Raw genomic sequence first — 14505 nt, forward strand, 5'->3', positions numbered from 1 at the left:
TTAAAATGTCATGTTTAAATTCTTGCACATGGCAGAAATGAAGAAAGCCTTTCAATGGATGGCGCAGCGCTTCGAGCTGGCGCGCCACGGTGACGCCGCCAATGTGCGTCCCATGGAAGGCTTGCGCGGCTTCGCCGTGTTCCTGGTCTTTCTGGTGCATTACGCCACCCTGATGGCGCCCTGGATGCGTGCGCATTCGCCCCTGGCCGAGACGTGGGAATGGGTGCACACGGTTGGCAATGCCGGGGTTGACCTGTTCTTCGTGCTCAGCGGTTATCTGATCTACGGCTCGCTGATTGCGCGCCGCCAGGCGTATCTGCCTTTCCTGCGGCGCCGCATTGCCCGCATTTACCCGGCTTTTCTGGTGATGTTCTTCACCTATCTTGCGCTGTCCTACTTGCGGCCAGCCGAGAGCAAAATTCCGGAAGGCTTCTGGCCTGCACTCACCTACATCCTGCAAAACTTCCTGCTGCTACCCGGGATTTTCAAGATTGAACCCATGATCACGGTGGCCTGGTCGCTCAGCTATGAAATGCTGTACTACATCGTATTGCCGCTGGTGATCGCGGCATGCGGGTTGCGCGAGAAAAGCTTGGCCTGGCGCGTGAGCTTGTTCGTGATGATGGGCGTGCTGCTGCTGGTGGGCTGCACGCTCACCGGCGGGCCGATCCGATTGACGATGTTCATTGCCGGCATTTTGTTGCATGAGGCGATACGCAGCAAGGCGCGTACGCCGCACGCCGGCCTGGTCGCCGCGCTCACCGTGTGCGCGCTGGCGTTCACTGCCACGCCGTATCTGGGGCCGTTTGCCTTCATGGCGAAATTGATGGGGCTGTTTTTTGCATTCTTCCTGCTGTGTCAGGTCTGCTTCAGCCAGCCGCAGTCGTGGTTGGGGCGCCTGTTTTCCTTCACACCATTGCGCTGGCTGGGGAATATGAGCTATTCCTATTACTTGCTGCATGGCCTGGCGCTGAAGGTGATTGTGATGGTGCTGCTGATCAAGGCGCCGGGCGTCAAGAGTGATGCGCTATTTGTGTTCGGCATGCTGCCCTTCGTGTTTGTGCTGACCCTGGTGCCGCCGGCAATCTTGTTCCTGCTGGTCGAGCGGCCATTCTCGCTGGTGGCCAAGGCCGGGCGGCCGGCGCCGGTCGCACCGCAGGGCAATAGCGCCTGAAGACAGGGCGACCCCGCCATGCACCCTGGTGAAGAGTCGCTCGATGGGAATTGAATACAGCATCCAGTTTCTGGTGCCGGAGAATTTCAATTCATCCGCGTTGCTCAATAAACTACCGAGCCCGATTTCCCACGTTTCCACACTCAAGATTTACGAATATGCGTTTGGACCAGACGGATTCTATTCCATCGATCACTTGGTCAATAGGGAGCTTGCGTCGCTGGCACTGCGCGTCCTCATTGACGAGGCCTTAAGCCATTCGGTAACCGTCCAGATCGTCGAACCATGACCGGAATCATAAACAAAAAACGCAGTCTCTCAGGGAACTGCCTCAGGTGGCACGCAAGCGGAATGTGTGAACGCGGCCAAGCGCAGACGCCATATTTCGAACGGAAATAATGACCCATGAATTCTGAGCCATATCAGTTTCGACAGGAGATTCCTGCCGCCACAAGACTCGAACTAGAACGTCTTGTATCTGATGGCTACTGGGTGCATAAAGAGTGGCGCAACGGCATCGAACTACGCAAAGGGAAAGAATTTCGTGCGTGGATGCTGTTCTTGCAGCTCCTTTTCCCATTCGTGCTGTTTCCCGGTTTCATGCGCGGCGTAGTGAATAACTTCTATGGCTATCGACACCGCATTTTTGTGACGATCGATGTTAGTGAACCGAAAATTTTGATGGTCTGACCCCGCCGGAAGTCGCCGGTCAGTGCGCAGGCTTTTATCAGCCGCGACGCACAATCGCGCTGTGGCAGTTACCTCAACGCCAGTGAACAAGGCGTTGGCTGCCTATTTAAACCCATTGCGGTCATCCGCCCATATCTCAGTAAGCCATCATGATCCCATTTCGCCTAAATAAGCTGCAATTCCAAGATCGCTACAGGGGCTGCCTCAATCGTCTGTCTGTGCAGGCGATCAAGGAAATTCAGCAACTGCTCACGCGGCCAGTACCGTCTGATATCAAAGCAGCCGAAGTGCAAATCTTTGTCGGTGTAGATGACCCATATCTTCCGTCTGCATGGATTTACTTTGAGGGCAAAAACAATCGCGTAGACCCCACTGACATGTCGATATTTCCAAGGAGATCCATAGAACTCGGCCTCGGACTTGGAACGTTGGAAGAGTTCGATGATCGCTACTTCACCGACAACTTCGGGGGCAAGGATATCGTCGCAAATGTGCTGAAGACCTGGTTTGCTGAGTGTTGGTGGAAGGCGGGAGGCTGGAGCTATGCCGTTCCCGCGACGGTTAGCGTTCACGATCAATATGGCGATGCCAGCGCAATTGAATTATCTGAACATGGACTCGGTTAGGCTGTAGATAAACGCGCTGCAGGATGGCCAGCCAATATGCCTTGCGGTTTTGAGGTCGCGGCGTTTGGCACCATAGCTTCAAGCGTTGCTCGAAATAGCTCGGACGTAATGGACGTCAAACGTTGGCGCATAAAAAACCGGAGTCTCCTAGGGAGAACTGCGGTTACTTGGACCTCCTGGAACCTCCCAGGAGTAATTCTTGGTGGTGATAGCAGCTATTGGATGGCCGCTTCTGGCCGGAAGTTGCCGATTGTACTGGACGGCGAACTGCTTCCAGCGAACAGTCCGCTGTCGCCAAAGCGGCTATTTTCGGCACGACGCCACGGCTTTTTCAGCCACTGCCGCGTTCAAGGCAGATCGCGCAAAGTGATAACAGCCGCCACCGATATTATCGCCACAATGATGTCGCTGGCACGCTTCAAGATAAGCATCCGTGTGCTGCTTGAAAACGTTTTGGGCACAGGCGCGTTCTTCGCCCTGCAATGCATTGGACTGTGCAAATGCATCCTTCTTTTCCGGCGCGTCGGTCTTGGACACATAGCGTGCATCGCCAGCCAGGGTCTCTTTCATAGCATCGAAGCAGCGGTCAAGCGCTTTAGCGGACAACGCCCATTGCTTCTGACTTGCCGCAGATTCCCGCGCCATCCGTGCCCGGTCTCGTGTGCATTCGCGTTCGCGCGGCAAGCATGCCCGGATTGTCAGCAGTTCATTTATTTCACCGCCCTCAGGGCCCCGCATCGTACCGAAGACGGCGCGCACCTCTTGCCCGACCTTTATCTTGTGCAGGGCACGCAGGGCGGGATTTTTCGCCCCGAACCCGATGTGCCAATCGCCTCCGGGCGCTTTAAGCACCAGACTGGTGTTGGACACTTCCGAAACCTTCCCGACATAGACATCACCGGCAGCCGACGCCTGCGCGCAAAAGCACATGGCAAGAATGATGCTGACGGTGGCAATTCTCATCTAGTCTCCAATCTCGACGCCAAGGGCGCCGGTTTTCCATACGAATACGTCATCACCGCAGCTCCCGCCGGCAGCGACCACCACCAATCGACCGGCGCGAACCAGAACAAGTGAATCCGCCTTGTAGTCAACTCCAAACCCTAGCTAGGCTTACCGAAAAAACCATGCCCAAGCTTTATGGTGCCAGCGAGGCCATACAACTCGAATTTTGGACACTTCGGTCTTAGGTGCAATTTTTACCCAACCATCGGTGGCTGTCGGTCCTTCTAGCTTTTGAAATAGTTGAAGCGTGCTCTCCAGCTCAACTTTCTGGCGCTCATCAGTGACGCACGCATGCATTTCCCGTACTGAGGTCATTAGCTGAGGTAACAAGTCCACCGGGAGCTGAATATCATGACACGCACCAAAGGTATCAAATGAGGCATTAAAACCTTTCGCGAATGACTCAAGAGCGTCGCTTCCGCCACGAACCAACAATGCGCAGCCAAGCTGTGCGAAATGTTCCGGTGTTCCCCACGCCTGCACCGCCCAATGTGCATCCGCAAGAAACAAGTCTTCAAGCAGGGACAATGGCACTCGCTCGGAGTTATCGATGCATTCCTTTACAACTGTCCAACGAAACGATTGATTCGCATCGATGAATTCTGCGGCATGCTTCCCATTCCAAGCGAACGCAATCTTTTCGCGTTCCATTGGGGTGTAGTGCACGATGAATTCGATGATGTCTGACACAAAAGTTCCACTTCAATTGAACGACTGGTAGCGGCCGATAGCCGACCATTGTACTTGACGTCTGTCTCGCTGATCGAGCGCGCAGTCGGAGATGGCCTGGCCGTTCTTTTCGGGCGTGATTGCCGGATAGGTCGTTGATTCTAGAAGGGCTGCAACGGCTTGCCTCGGCGTTTTGAAGATAGCACGCGTACAATATACGTTACGGCAAGAAGTGGTCCTCCAACGTTCGGAAAAAAGCGGCCGAGCACGATTGCACTTTTATCTCCGCACCCAAACTATCCTGCGTATGAAAAGCAAATTGGCTGTTTTCCTGCTTCCCACCATATTCGTCGCGTTATCCGCCTGTGACTTGGCCGGAACATGTGGAAACGAAATATCCCAAACGGTTATCTCGCCATCGGGAAAATTAAAGGCCGTGGTGTTCACTCGCAACTGCGGAGCCACAACGCGGTTTAGCACTCAAGTTTCAATCATTCCAGCCCGAGAGGCACTACCGGGCGAGAGGGGAAACACTCTTATTCTTGACGAAATGGTGCCGCTCAATATTGTGTGGCAGTCAAATTCGGAGTTGTACGTAAATGGTATTGGTGCCGCTAAACCATTCATGCAGGCGTCTTCGATAGAAGGTGTGTCGATCAGATATGGGCGCTAAGTCATGAGAGTCAGTCTCAAATGGTCTCTGTCGAGCGGCAAACGCCAACGACGTTAATGGCGCTACCGGGAACAATCGGCCCAAATCGGGCTTCATCTACATTGCTCCACACCTCCCGGGCAATTGGAAGATTTGCGCGTAACAAACCTGCCCTCTCATCAGATCAAAGCACGGCCCTTACAACTTATGGCGTCCTTGTTAATCCGTACGATGCGTTAGAGCGTGGCAGCTTGCCACTCGCGTGCGAAGCCGGTGCGGTATTTTTGAGAGGATCGCGAGTGTCTAGGAAACTCGTGACGATTCAAACACCGACTTTGCGGGCAGAATTTGCTGAAAATATTTTGAACTTGGCGGAAGGCGAAGTGTGTATGGAAAACGATCAAGGCGAATCGAGCGTCCTAATTTGCAATAACAGTGGAACCCTTTCATATGTCGCAATTGAGCCATGGGGGGAAGAAGTATCACTTCAACCGGGGGATCAACTTGGTTTGGTGGCGAGAGGACCAAAGGACGCGGGACTTCTGAAGCTTGAATACGACAGAGACGCCTTGTTCCTGTACGCATGGCCCGGTTCGACCCTGAGCATTTCACTAAACGGCGAGGTAGTCGATACAGCGTCGAGAGTAATTGCGGCCATCTGACAGCGGCACGGTGCTTCGCTGATCCTGCAAGCAAGCAAGCAAGTGAGGTGAGGGTCATCCTAGCAGGGAAGGCAAAATTGAAGCAGCGTGGGCGGCGAGTCTTAACTGGAATGTTGCTTAGGCTGCGCGCGCCTAACGCAGCACGTCGTACTGCAGCGGGCGCTGCGCCTCGCTCGCCGATGGAAATTTGCCTCACCTTGCGCTCGGCAATCATTCGAGCCGGTCGACAAATTCGATTCCACCAATGATATCGCCCTGAAGGATGTCGAGGACCACCATGCCGAGTACGCGGTGATGAATAGTGACACTCGTCTTAAGTTGCCGCCGGGATGCTGGCTGATTTGGATTGTTGGCCGAAACATAGCGCAGGTATGCACGGCTTTCCCAGACCCCCGCACCCCACTTGTTTATCGCGGTAGGCAACCACGAAAACTCAGCAGCTTGTGCCAGGGCATCTTCCATGAGCATTTGGGGATCAAATCCCGCTGCGAATTCGTCATTCGTATCGATGTGCATTCTCGAATCCCAGGGGCGGAAGGGAGCAGAGTGGTCCGGCCGCTTCTGGCCGATAGCCGACCATTGTACTTGACGTCTGTCTCGCTGATCGACCGCGCGAGAGGCGATGGCCTGGCCGTTTTTTTCGGCCGTGATTGCCGGATAGGTCGTTGATTCTAGAAGAGACGCAGCGGCTTGCCTCGCCATTTATCCACAGTCTGCTTGCGCCCCAAGCCGGAAGTTCAAGATTCCACAAAGCGGTCATTCACCGTTTGAATTGAGAGGCTGTGCCCACTTTGCCGGGTGAGGTCCTCTCGATGAAATGGCTAGTCTTTGCGGCTTTCACCCCAAAGAATGGCTCCAAAAAAAGCTGGCTGTCCCAGAACGGTATCAAACAAGCGCGCACAAAAAAACCGCAGTCTCCTGGGGAGAACTGCGGTTTCTTGAACCTCCTGGTACCACGGAGGAGTAATTCTTGGTGGTGATAGGTGGACTTGAACCACCGACCCCAGCATTATGAATGCTGTGCTCTAACCAACTGAGCTATATCACCCAACAGCCCAGCATTATAGGCACTTCAAATCGCGCTGTCAAGCCACACACCCTAAACGGGTTTGTGCCCAGCGATATGCGCCAGCATCACGCCGGCCGTGTTATCAGCCAAACAATCGATCACCACACGTTCCGGCATTGCGCGCAGCCAGGTGAGCTGGCGTTTGGCCAGCTGGCGGGTGGCCACGATGCCTGTTTCGCGCAAGCCGGCGCGGTCGATGGTGCCGTCCAGGTATTCCCAGCTTTGACGGTAACCCACGCAGCGCATTGAGGGCATGGCGGGATCAAGGTCACCGCGGGCGCGCAGGCTGGCCACTTCGGCCACGATGCCGCTGTCGTCGCTGGTGCCCAGCATCTGGTCGAATCGGGTGGCAATGCGTTGATGCAGGACGGCGCGGTCGGACGGTTCCAGTGCAAACGAAAGCAGCTCAAAGGGCAGCGCCAGCTTCTCGCGGCCGGTCAGCAGTTCGGACATCGGGCGCCCGCTCAATTCAATGATCTCCAGGGCGCGATTGATGCGCTGCGCGTCGTTCGGCTTGAGGCGCTCGGCGGTGACCGGATCGAGTGCACGCAGCTTGGCATGCATGCCAGGCCAGCCGATGGCGGCAGCTTCGGCTTCAATGCGCCCGCGCACAGCCGTGTCAGCCGTGGGCAAGTCGTCCAGACCATCGGTCAAGCCTTTGAAATACATCATCGTGCCGCCTACCAGCAGGGGCAGTTTGCCGCGCGCGCTGATCTCGTCCACCAGGCGCAGGGTCGCGGTGCGGAACTGCGCCACCGAATATGCCTCGGTCGGGTCGATGATGTCGATCAGGTGGTGCGGCGCGCTGGCCAGTTCTTCGGCGCTGGGTTTGGCGGTGCCGATGTCCATGCCGCGGTAGACCAGGGCCGAGTCGACGGAAATGATCTCGGCCGGGATCGCGCGCGCGATGGCTAGCGCGGCGGCAGTCTTGCCCGAAGCAGTCGGGCCCATGATGGCGACGGCAAGTGGCTTCATGGCGCCACCTTGGCCGTGCGTTCACTGAGCAGGCGCGCGGACGCGAAGATCAGCACACCCAGCGTGCAAGCGATGATCGCCAGTGGATACAGCGTGCCATTGAAGCTGGCGCCCACGGCACTCCCCACCGTGAACGCGACGCTCATGTAGAGCGCCCCCATCAAGCCGGCGGCAGTGCCCGCCTGTTGCGGGAAGGGGGTGACGGAACCGGACTGCGACACCGGAAAATTGACCCCGTGCGCGAGCATCGTCAGGAACATGGCCCCGGTCACCAGGGCCCAGTGCGCAATGCCAAAGCCGACCGCCATCAGAAACAGGGCACCTGCCGCCAGCGACATGGTGGTGCCGATGCGCAGCGTGACGGCGGGGCCAAATTTGGGCAGAAGGCGGCGGCACAAAATGGTGCCGCTCATGTAGCCGGACACGCCGAACGCAAAGCAAAAGCCGAACATCCCGGTGGGCACCTGCAGAATGCGGATTAATACCGGCGACGAGCCCGAAATGAATGCAAAGATCGAACCGTACGACAGCGCGCCTGGCAGCGCGTAGATCCAGAATTCGCGGGTGCCGAGCACCAGTTTGAAATTGGCTGCCAGGCCGGCCCACTCCGTGGCCCGGGGATTTTTGTGTTCATTGGTTTCCGGCAGACGCAAAATGACGGCCACCAGCACCAGCGACGACAGCATCGAGAGTGCGACAAACGCCGCCTGCCAGCCGAAGCGCACCTGCAGGTAGGAGCCAAGAATGGGGCCACACAGCGGTGCCAGCGACAGCCAGGTGCTGGCACGCGCGACCACGCGCGCGCTGTCGCCAGGCGCGTAGGCGTCGCGCACGATGGCGCGCGCAATGATGATTGCCGAGCAGCAGCCCAGCGCCTGCAGGAAGCGGGCTGCGATCAGCATGTCGATGGTCGGCGCAAGAGCGCACAGCAGGCTGGCCAGCACGTACAGCGCCAGGCCGGTGATGACCACCGGGCGGCGGCCGTAGCGGTCCGACAGGGGGCCGATGATCAACTGCGCACCACCAAAGGCGATCACGAACATCGACAGCGTCAGCTGCACCTTGGCGGCGGGGGCGCCAAATACCGTGCCCAGGCTGGGCAGCGAGGCCAGGTACAGGTCGGTCGACAGCGGCTGCAGCATCAGAAAGCCGATCACCAGCAGCAGAATCGGCGCCTGCGCGTAGTGCGCGAGCGGGCGTGGCGCGAGTTCGGATTGCTGCATTATTGGCCGCGCAAGAAAAGCTTGTCGAGCGCGGAGATCTCAAGCTGGACCCAGGTGGGGCGGCCATGATTGCACTGGTCGGCACGCTCGGTGCTTTCCATCTGGCGCAGCAGGGCGTTCATCTCGGGCACCGACAAAATGCGGTTGGCGCGCACCGCCGTGTGGCAGGCGAGGGTGCCAAGCAACTCGTTGCGGCGTTCGATCAGCACGCGCGAGCCGCCAAATTCGCGTACGTCGCGCAGCACGTCACGCGCCAGTGTCTGGGCGTCGGCGTTTTTCAGCAGCGTCGGGACCGAGCGCACCGCCAGGGTGGTGGGCGAGATGGCCGCGATGTCGAAGCCAAGCGCCTTGAGCGTGTCCTGGTTTTCCTGGGCGGTGCCCACCTCCACCGCATCGGCAAAGAAGGTCACGGGGATCAGCAACGACTGCACCTGCATGTCCTGGCCATCGACCTGGGCATCGAGGGCGGTCTTGAGCTGCTCGTACAAAATGCGTTCGTGCGCAGCGTGCATGTCCACCAGGACCATGCCCTTGGCATTCTGCGCCAAAATGTAAATGCCATGCAGCTGGGCCAGTGCAAAGCCGAGCGGATACTCGTCGTTGGACATGGTCTGCGCCGGCGCCACGTAGGGCGTGACCGGTGCCGTGGCTGCGCTGTCGCCACTGGCAAACAGGGCGCCGTAGCTGTCCATCTTTTGCGCCACGCCGGGCGCATCGTAGCGGCTGCCGGGGGCGTAGGGCGACGGCGAAAAGGTGGACGAGAACTGGGTGCCAAAGCTGGTTTGCTCATGCTCGCGCGGGCGCCAGGTCGAGGTGCTGCCGGCCACGTCGGCGGCAGGCAGCGGTGCCGGTGCCGTGCCGAACGCGGTGGCAGAGGTTTGCGCCAGTGCGCGCTGGACCGCGTGGAATACAAATTGATGGACCGAGCGGCTGTCGCGGAAGCGCACTTCGATCTTGGACGGGTGCACATTGACGTCGACCAGCGCCGGGTCCAGATCAAGTGCCAGCACGTAGGAAGGGAAGCGGTCGCCATGCAGCACATCCTGATAGGCGGCGCGCACCGCGTGCACCAGCAGCTTGTCGCGCACGAAGCGCCCGTTTACATAAAAGAACTGGCCGTCGGCGCGGGCCTTGGAGGCGGTGGGCAAACCTGCGTAACCATGAATGCGCAAGGGGCCGGCTGCTTCATCGATCGACAAGCGTGCTTCGGCAAATTCGGCGCCAAGAATATGCGCGCTGCGCTTGGCCATCTCGCCCACATTCCAATGGTCGATGGTGCGGCCATTGTGCGAGAGCGAGAAAGCCACGTCGGGACGGGCAAGTGCGATGCGGCGCACGACTTCGGCGCAGTGGCCGTATTCGGTCTGCTCGGACTTGAGGAACTTGCGCCGCGCGGGGGTATTGAAATACAGGTCCTGCACGTCAATGGTGGTGCCGAAAGCGCCCGACGAAGGCGCGACCGTGCCCAGATGCGAGCCGACGATTTCCCATGCGTGCGGCGCATCGGCGGTGCGCGACGTCACGGTAACAGCAGCGACCGCGGCGATGGAGGCAAGGGCCTCGCCGCGAAAGCCGAGCGTGGCCACGTTTTCCAGATCGGTCAGGGACGCGATCTTGGACGTTGCGTGGCGCGCCAGCGCGAGCGGCAACTGCTCGGGCGAAATACCGCGTCCGTTGTCGGTGATGGCAATGCGTTTGACGCCGCCTTCCTCGAGGCGCACCGTGATCTGGGTGGCGCCCGCATCGAGCGCGTTTTCGAGCAATTCCTTGACGACAGCGGAAGGCCGTTCCACGACCTCGCCAGCGGCAATTTGCGAAATCAGCTGATCGGGGAGGGCCTGGATTGGGCGATAAGCGGGGACGGAAGCATTCATCCGTGAATTATATCGCCTGCACCCCCGGGGTCAGACCTCATATTTGCAAAGCCCCCGGGGCTGGGGTCTGACCCCGAAGTTGCAAAAAGCACTATCTGGCCCCGGTGTCAGAGGGCGAAGGTTGAAAGTTGCAAAAAAGAGGTCTGACCCCGGCCCCGCGGTGTTGCAGAATTGAGGTCTGACCCCCGTTATTTTTGCTCGCGGACAGGAATGGTGACGTTGCATAGTTCGACGTGGCCGGGCGCGTATTTGGTCCATGGGCCGCCGCGGTTGCGCTGGGCGTTGATCACGGCCTGGAAGCTGGCGCTGTCGGTACGCATCACTTCGAGCTTGCTGCGCTCGGCCTCGGGCACGTCGGCGGCGATGCTCACTGCCAGAATGGGCGTGGCTTGCTCCGGCTTTTCGTAGAATCCAAGGGGGCCGGTGCCGCGGGGAAGGGTGCTCAGCAACGGCATGCCGCTTACGACCCGGCCGACCATGGTGATGTTGCGATCCAGGTGACGCGGGGCGTGGCCGTTCACCGCGTACAGCGAGGTGCCGCTACCGCTGCCGGCGTCACTGTCGCGCCCCACCCCCACCACGCCGTAGCAATGCGCCATCCAGGCCACGCCGGCTTTGGGGTCGCGCGCGACGGGAAAGCCGTTCGAGTGGCCGACCTGGGCCGCGTACACGTCGCGCTCGGCCAGGCGCGTGAAGCCTTTGTCGTTTTTAACGGGGATGGTAAATTCTGCCGCCAGCGCCGATTTGGCGGTCTTCACCGGTTTCGGGTTCTTTTCGTCCGCGTCGCCCCATTGCACGACGTAGTTGTCTTGTGAACGGATCACGGCCAGGCCGTCGAAATAGTGTTCGCGTGCCAGGGCCTTGATGTTGGCCACGTGCATGGGCGCAAAGCCCGGCGCCAGTTCGATGACCACCCGTCCAGCCGCTGTCTGCAGGTACAGGGTGTTGTCCGGGTCCAGCGCGCGCCAGTCGCTGGCGGGCGCGCCCTTGACGACGTCGGCCACGGTCGGGCGCGGCGGCAGTGGTTTGTCTTCGCGCGCCTGCGCCGGCGTCAGGCTGCCGGCCGCCAGCAGCGTCAGCGTCATGGTCATGCACATCGCATTTTGCATCGTCTTGTCTCCGTGGCACGCCTGGCTTGGCGCCGGGGAATTGTAATCCGGATCACGGGGCGCCGGGGCGTTTCCAGTCCCGAAGATGGTATGATGCGCGGCTACCTTTTTGGGATGATTATGGATCTGATGCAATTTTTCGACATGATTCTGCATGTCGATAAAACCCTGGGCGTATTGCTGGCCAAATACGGCGTGTATATCTATGCCGTGCTGTTTGCGATCGTGTTCTGCGAGACCGGGCTGGTTGTGCTGTTCTTCTTCCCTGGGGACACGCTGCTGTTCATTGCCGGCGCCTTCTGCGCCACCGGTGAAATGAATTATGCAATCCTGTCAGCGCTGCTGATCACCGCCGCCGTCACGGGCAATACGCTCAATTACTGGATTGGCTCGCGCGTGGGGCATCGGGTGTTCACCCACGATTATCGCTGGATCAACAAGGATGCCCTCAAGCGCACCCACGAGTTTTTCGAGCGTCATGGCGGCAAGACCATCATCCTGGCGCGCTTTGTGCCGGTGGTGCGCACCTTCGCGCCGTTCGTGGCCGGCGTGTCCGACATGACGCACACCCGCTTCCAGTTTTTCAACATCACGGGCGCAGTCCTGTGGGTGATCAGCCTGGTTACTGCGGGCTATTTCTTTGGCAACATCCCGGTTGTGCGCGAACATCTGACCGCCATTGTGCTGGTCGGCGTGGGCGCCGCCGTGGTCCCCATGGCGCTGGGCGGCTTGTATAAATTTGCTCGAAAAATGCTGAATCGATAGACAACAAGGTTGCCGCGCGCCACACTGGCGCGCGGAAAGTTTCTTTGTAGATTCAAGTTTTTGACATTCGCCGCCGTTACCCAGACTGTAACGCTACTCTCTGGAAGCCCCATGCGACATCTGATGCTCTTGTTAGTTTGCAGCTTTGCCACGTCGGTGGCCAGCGCGAACGATCCCGTCCCGGCCCCCTCCGCCGCGGCTCACGGTGCCAGCGCGGCCAGCGCCGCCAGCGCCGCCAATGTCGCCAGCGCGCCGTCCATCAAGCCATCCCTGCCATCGATCAAGCCCGCCGTGGTGCCTGGTGCGACGCCCGCCAGCCGTGCCGCCAGTGCCGCCGCTGCCGCGCGCGAAGCGCAGGCCGAGGCAGAAGCCGAAGCCGAGTTGTCCGCCAAGATCGCCGCCCGTCTGGCCGCCATGCGCGCCAACCAGCAAGCGCGCGCCGCCGCTGCCGCCAAGGCACGCAAAGTGGCCGAGGCGCGCAAGAAGGAAGCGGTGGTCGTCAATGAAGCGCCGGTCATCAAACCGTACCCGGGCGAGCACTGGTCGTATGAAGGCGAGACTGGTCCTGCCAACTGGGGCCGCAAACCGGAATGGGCAGCCTGTGGCACCGGTAACCGTCAATCGCCGATCGACCTGCGCGACGGGATGAAGGTCGATCTCGAGCAGATCGTGTTTGACTACAAGCCATCGGCGTTCACGGTGGTGGACAATGGCCACACGGTGCAGGTCACGGTCGGCCCGGGCAACTACATCTCGCTGCAGAACCGCACCTTTGAACTGCAGCAGTTCCACTTCCATCGTCCATCCGAAGAGCGCATCAACGGCAAGGGCTTCGAGATGGTGGTGCACCTGGTGCACAAGGATGCCGACGGCAAGCTGGCGGTGGTGGCGGTGCTGCTGGAACGCGGCAAGGCGCAAAGCATGATCCAGACCGTGTGGAACAATCTGCCGCTGGAAAAGAACGAAGTGGTCACCCCGTCGGTGGTGCTGGACGTGAACGAGCTGCTGCCGGCACGGCGCGACTATTTCACGTATATGGGCTCGCTCACCACGCCGCCTTGCAGCGAAGGCGTGCTGTGGATGGTGATGAAGCAGCCGGTGGAAGCCTCGCCTGCGCAAATGGCGATCTTCAGCCGTCTGTATCCGCTCAACGCGCGGCCGATTCAGGCTAACTCGGGCCGCGTGGTCAAGGAATCGTTCTAAGCGCTTGCCACGATCCGGTGTTCGCCGCGCCAGGCGCCACCGGGCTGCAGCGTCAGTGGTTCAATCAGGGCCGCTTCGACGCAGGTAAAGTGCAGGTAGTCGCTGTCGTCCATGTCGGCCAGGGCTGCCGTATCGGCAGCGCCCGGGTTCCATACCACCGCATCCCTGAAGCCAGTCTGGGTCAGACGGCGTGTTCCGGCGCCGTCCTGCAGTTCGATCGTGCCGGCGATGTCGCGGTAGATCTGATCGTGCTTGTCGCCGATGGCCAATTCCCCCGCCTGCACACCGCGCACCCGCACCGCATCGACCGTATCGACGGCGAAGTAGGTGTGCAGCGCGCTGGAAAACGCAAAGGCGTCGTCGCCGGCGTTGCGTACATCGAGCGACAGCACCAGCTGCGCAGCGCGCACCGATATCTTCAAACGCAGTTCAAATCCGTGGGGCCAGGCTGCCCCATGCGATGCGGCCAGGTCGGCGTGGGTGAGCATGAAGACGGCAAAGGCGCCGTCGTCGCCGCTGCCGCTTTCGCCCTGGCGCCAGGTCGATACGCGCGCAAAGCCGTGGCGCATGCCGGTGCCGCGTTCGGCAAACTGGGGGAAGATGACGGGCACGCCGCCGCGAATGGCGCGGCTGCCGTCCAGTGCCGAGCGCTCGCTCAGGAACAGCTGCTCCTTGCCGGCGGCGCTGGTCCATGACACCAGATGGGCGCCATACAAGGTCACGATCGCTTGCGCGCCATCGGCAGCGCAAATGCGCACGGCCGGCAGCGCGCCGTGGGTGATCAGGGCGATGTCGGTCATGCGGCTGTC

At 59.8% G+C, this 14505-nt stretch carries 15 protein-coding genes and 1 tRNA gene; 7 read left to right on the plus strand and 9 right to left on the minus strand.

Going from position 1 to position 14505, the window contains the following annotated elements:
• Positions 1–10 precede the first annotated feature (10 nt).
• From BUC24_RS00800 to BUC24_RS00815, 4 genes are all read left to right on the plus strand, one after another.
• Positions 11–1174: an acyltransferase family protein gene (locus tag BUC24_RS00800; RefSeq protein WP_229447934.1), complete on the plus strand. Its 1164-nt coding sequence runs from the start codon at positions 11–13 to the stop codon at positions 1172–1174.
• Positions 1175–1217: 43 nt separating this feature from the next.
• Positions 1218–1463, plus strand: coding sequence for a hypothetical protein (locus BUC24_RS00805; RefSeq protein WP_073212196.1), 246 nt, complete (start codon positions 1218–1220; stop codon positions 1461–1463).
• A 116-nt stretch (positions 1464–1579) separates the two neighbouring features.
• A complete protein-coding gene (locus BUC24_RS00810) occupies positions 1580–1864 on the plus strand; it encodes a hypothetical protein (RefSeq protein ID WP_073212197.1) in 285 nt (94 codons plus the stop codon).
• Positions 1865–2013: 149 nt separating this feature from the next.
• Positions 2014–2490, plus strand: coding sequence for a hypothetical protein (locus BUC24_RS00815; RefSeq protein WP_073212198.1), 477 nt, complete (start codon positions 2014–2016; stop codon positions 2488–2490).
• A gap of 303 nt (positions 2491–2793) precedes the next feature.
• Here BUC24_RS00815 and BUC24_RS00820 read toward each other — a convergent pair whose 3' ends face one another.
• Together BUC24_RS00820 and BUC24_RS00825 are read right to left on the minus strand one after the other, a co-directional pair.
• Positions 2794–3453, minus strand: a complete 660-nt coding sequence (locus BUC24_RS00820; protein ID WP_073212199.1) for a hypothetical protein — start codon at positions 3451–3453, stop codon at positions 2794–2796.
• 150 nt (positions 3454–3603) lie between these two features.
• Positions 3604–4185, minus strand: a complete 582-nt coding sequence (locus BUC24_RS00825; protein ID WP_073212200.1) for a hypothetical protein — start codon at positions 4183–4185, stop codon at positions 3604–3606.
• Between the two features lie 945 nt (positions 4186–5130).
• Here BUC24_RS00825 and BUC24_RS26505 point away from each other — a divergent pair.
• On the plus strand, positions 5131–5478 hold the full coding sequence (locus tag BUC24_RS26505) for a hypothetical protein (protein WP_143167350.1): 348 nt from the start codon (positions 5131–5133) through the stop codon (positions 5476–5478).
• A gap of 210 nt (positions 5479–5688) precedes the next feature.
• Here the strand turns inward: BUC24_RS26505 and BUC24_RS26510 are convergent, their stop codons facing one another.
• The 6 genes from BUC24_RS26510 to BUC24_RS00855 all read right to left on the minus strand — a co-directional run bounded on the left by BUC24_RS26510 (position 5689) and on the right by BUC24_RS00855 (position 11728).
• Entirely contained in the window at positions 5689–5994 is a 306-nt protein-coding gene (locus BUC24_RS26510) for a hypothetical protein (RefSeq protein ID WP_143167351.1), read from the minus strand.
• Between the two features lie 455 nt (positions 5995–6449).
• Positions 6450–6526, minus strand: a tRNA-Met gene (locus tag BUC24_RS00835).
• 51 nt (positions 6527–6577) lie between these two features.
• A complete protein-coding gene (miaA, locus tag BUC24_RS00840; RefSeq protein WP_073212202.1) occupies positions 6578–7522 on the minus strand; it encodes a tRNA (adenosine(37)-N6)-dimethylallyltransferase MiaA in 945 nt (314 codons plus the stop codon).
• Complete coding sequence (locus BUC24_RS00845) at positions 7519–8745, minus strand: multidrug effflux MFS transporter (protein WP_073212203.1); 1227 nt, start codon at positions 8743–8745, stop codon at positions 7519–7521. Before BUC24_RS00845 ends, miaA begins: the two co-directional genes overlap by 4 nt.
• The gene (mutL, locus tag BUC24_RS00850; RefSeq protein WP_073212204.1) at positions 8745–10619 is read right to left on the minus strand and encodes a DNA mismatch repair endonuclease MutL; all 1875 of its coding nucleotides are present in this window, start codon (positions 10617–10619) and stop codon (positions 8745–8747) included. Before mutL ends, BUC24_RS00845 begins: the two co-directional genes overlap by 1 nt.
• A 188-nt stretch (positions 10620–10807) precedes the next feature.
• On the minus strand, positions 10808–11728 hold the full coding sequence (locus BUC24_RS00855; protein ID WP_143167352.1) for a peptidylprolyl isomerase: 921 nt from the start codon (positions 11726–11728) through the stop codon (positions 10808–10810).
• 120 nt (positions 11729–11848) lie between these two features.
• On the opposite strand from BUC24_RS00855, the gene BUC24_RS00860 reads away from it, so the two are divergent.
• Positions 11849–12493 (plus strand): VTT domain-containing protein, encoded by a 645-nt coding sequence (locus tag BUC24_RS00860; protein WP_073214586.1) that lies wholly within the window; start codon positions 11849–11851, stop codon positions 12491–12493.
• Between the two features lie 111 nt (positions 12494–12604).
• Entirely contained in the window at positions 12605–13696 is a 1092-nt protein-coding gene (locus BUC24_RS00865; protein WP_073212205.1) for a carbonic anhydrase, read from the plus strand.
• Here BUC24_RS00865 and BUC24_RS00870 read toward each other — a convergent pair.
• Positions 13693–14496, minus strand: a complete 804-nt coding sequence (locus BUC24_RS00870) for a D-hexose-6-phosphate mutarotase (RefSeq protein WP_073212206.1) — start codon at positions 14494–14496, stop codon at positions 13693–13695. The two genes, BUC24_RS00865 and BUC24_RS00870, sit on opposite strands and share 4 nt — an antisense overlap.
• Positions 14497–14505 lie beyond the last annotated feature (9 nt).

Source organism: Massilia sp. CF038 (genome assembly GCF_900129765.1).
Taxonomy (GTDB): domain Bacteria; phylum Pseudomonadota; class Gammaproteobacteria; order Burkholderiales; family Burkholderiaceae_D; genus Telluria_A.

Bases quoted from the DNA above. Each gene is read 5' to 3' on its own strand.
- BUC24_RS00800 (WP_229447934.1), top strand. From the start codon at position 11: ATGTTTAAATTCTTGCACATGGCAGAAATGAAGAAAGCCTTTCAATGG.
- BUC24_RS00865 (WP_073212205.1), top strand. From the start codon at position 12,605: ATGCGACATCTGATGCTCTTGTTAGTTTGCAGCTTTGCCACGTCGGTG.
- BUC24_RS26510 (WP_143167351.1), bottom strand. From the start codon at position 5,994: ATGCACATCGATACGAATGACGAATTCGCAGCGGGATTTGATCCCCAA.
- BUC24_RS00815 (WP_073212198.1), top strand. From the start codon at position 2,014: ATGATCCCATTTCGCCTAAATAAGCTGCAATTCCAAGATCGCTACAGG.
- BUC24_RS00855 (WP_143167352.1), bottom strand. From the start codon at position 11,728: ATGCAAAATGCGATGTGCATGACCATGACGCTGACGCTGCTGGCGGCC.
- BUC24_RS00870 (WP_073212206.1), bottom strand. From the start codon at position 14,496: ATGACCGACATCGCCCTGATCACCCACGGCGCGCTGCCGGCCGTGCGC.
- BUC24_RS00805 (WP_073212196.1), top strand. From the start codon at position 1,218: ATGGGAATTGAATACAGCATCCAGTTTCTGGTGCCGGAGAATTTCAAT.
- mutL (WP_073212204.1), bottom strand. From the start codon at position 10,619: ATGAATGCTTCCGTCCCCGCTTATCGCCCAATCCAGGCCCTCCCCGAT.
- BUC24_RS00845 (WP_073212203.1), bottom strand. From the start codon at position 8,745: ATGCAGCAATCCGAACTCGCGCCACGCCCGCTCGCGCACTACGCGCAG.
- miaA (WP_073212202.1), bottom strand. From the start codon at position 7,522: ATGAAGCCACTTGCCGTCGCCATCATGGGCCCGACTGCTTCGGGCAAG.
- BUC24_RS00860 (WP_073214586.1), top strand. From the start codon at position 11,849: ATGGATCTGATGCAATTTTTCGACATGATTCTGCATGTCGATAAAACC.
- BUC24_RS00820 (WP_073212199.1), bottom strand. From the start codon at position 3,453: ATGAGAATTGCCACCGTCAGCATCATTCTTGCCATGTGCTTTTGCGCG.
- BUC24_RS00810 (WP_073212197.1), top strand. From the start codon at position 1,580: ATGAATTCTGAGCCATATCAGTTTCGACAGGAGATTCCTGCCGCCACA.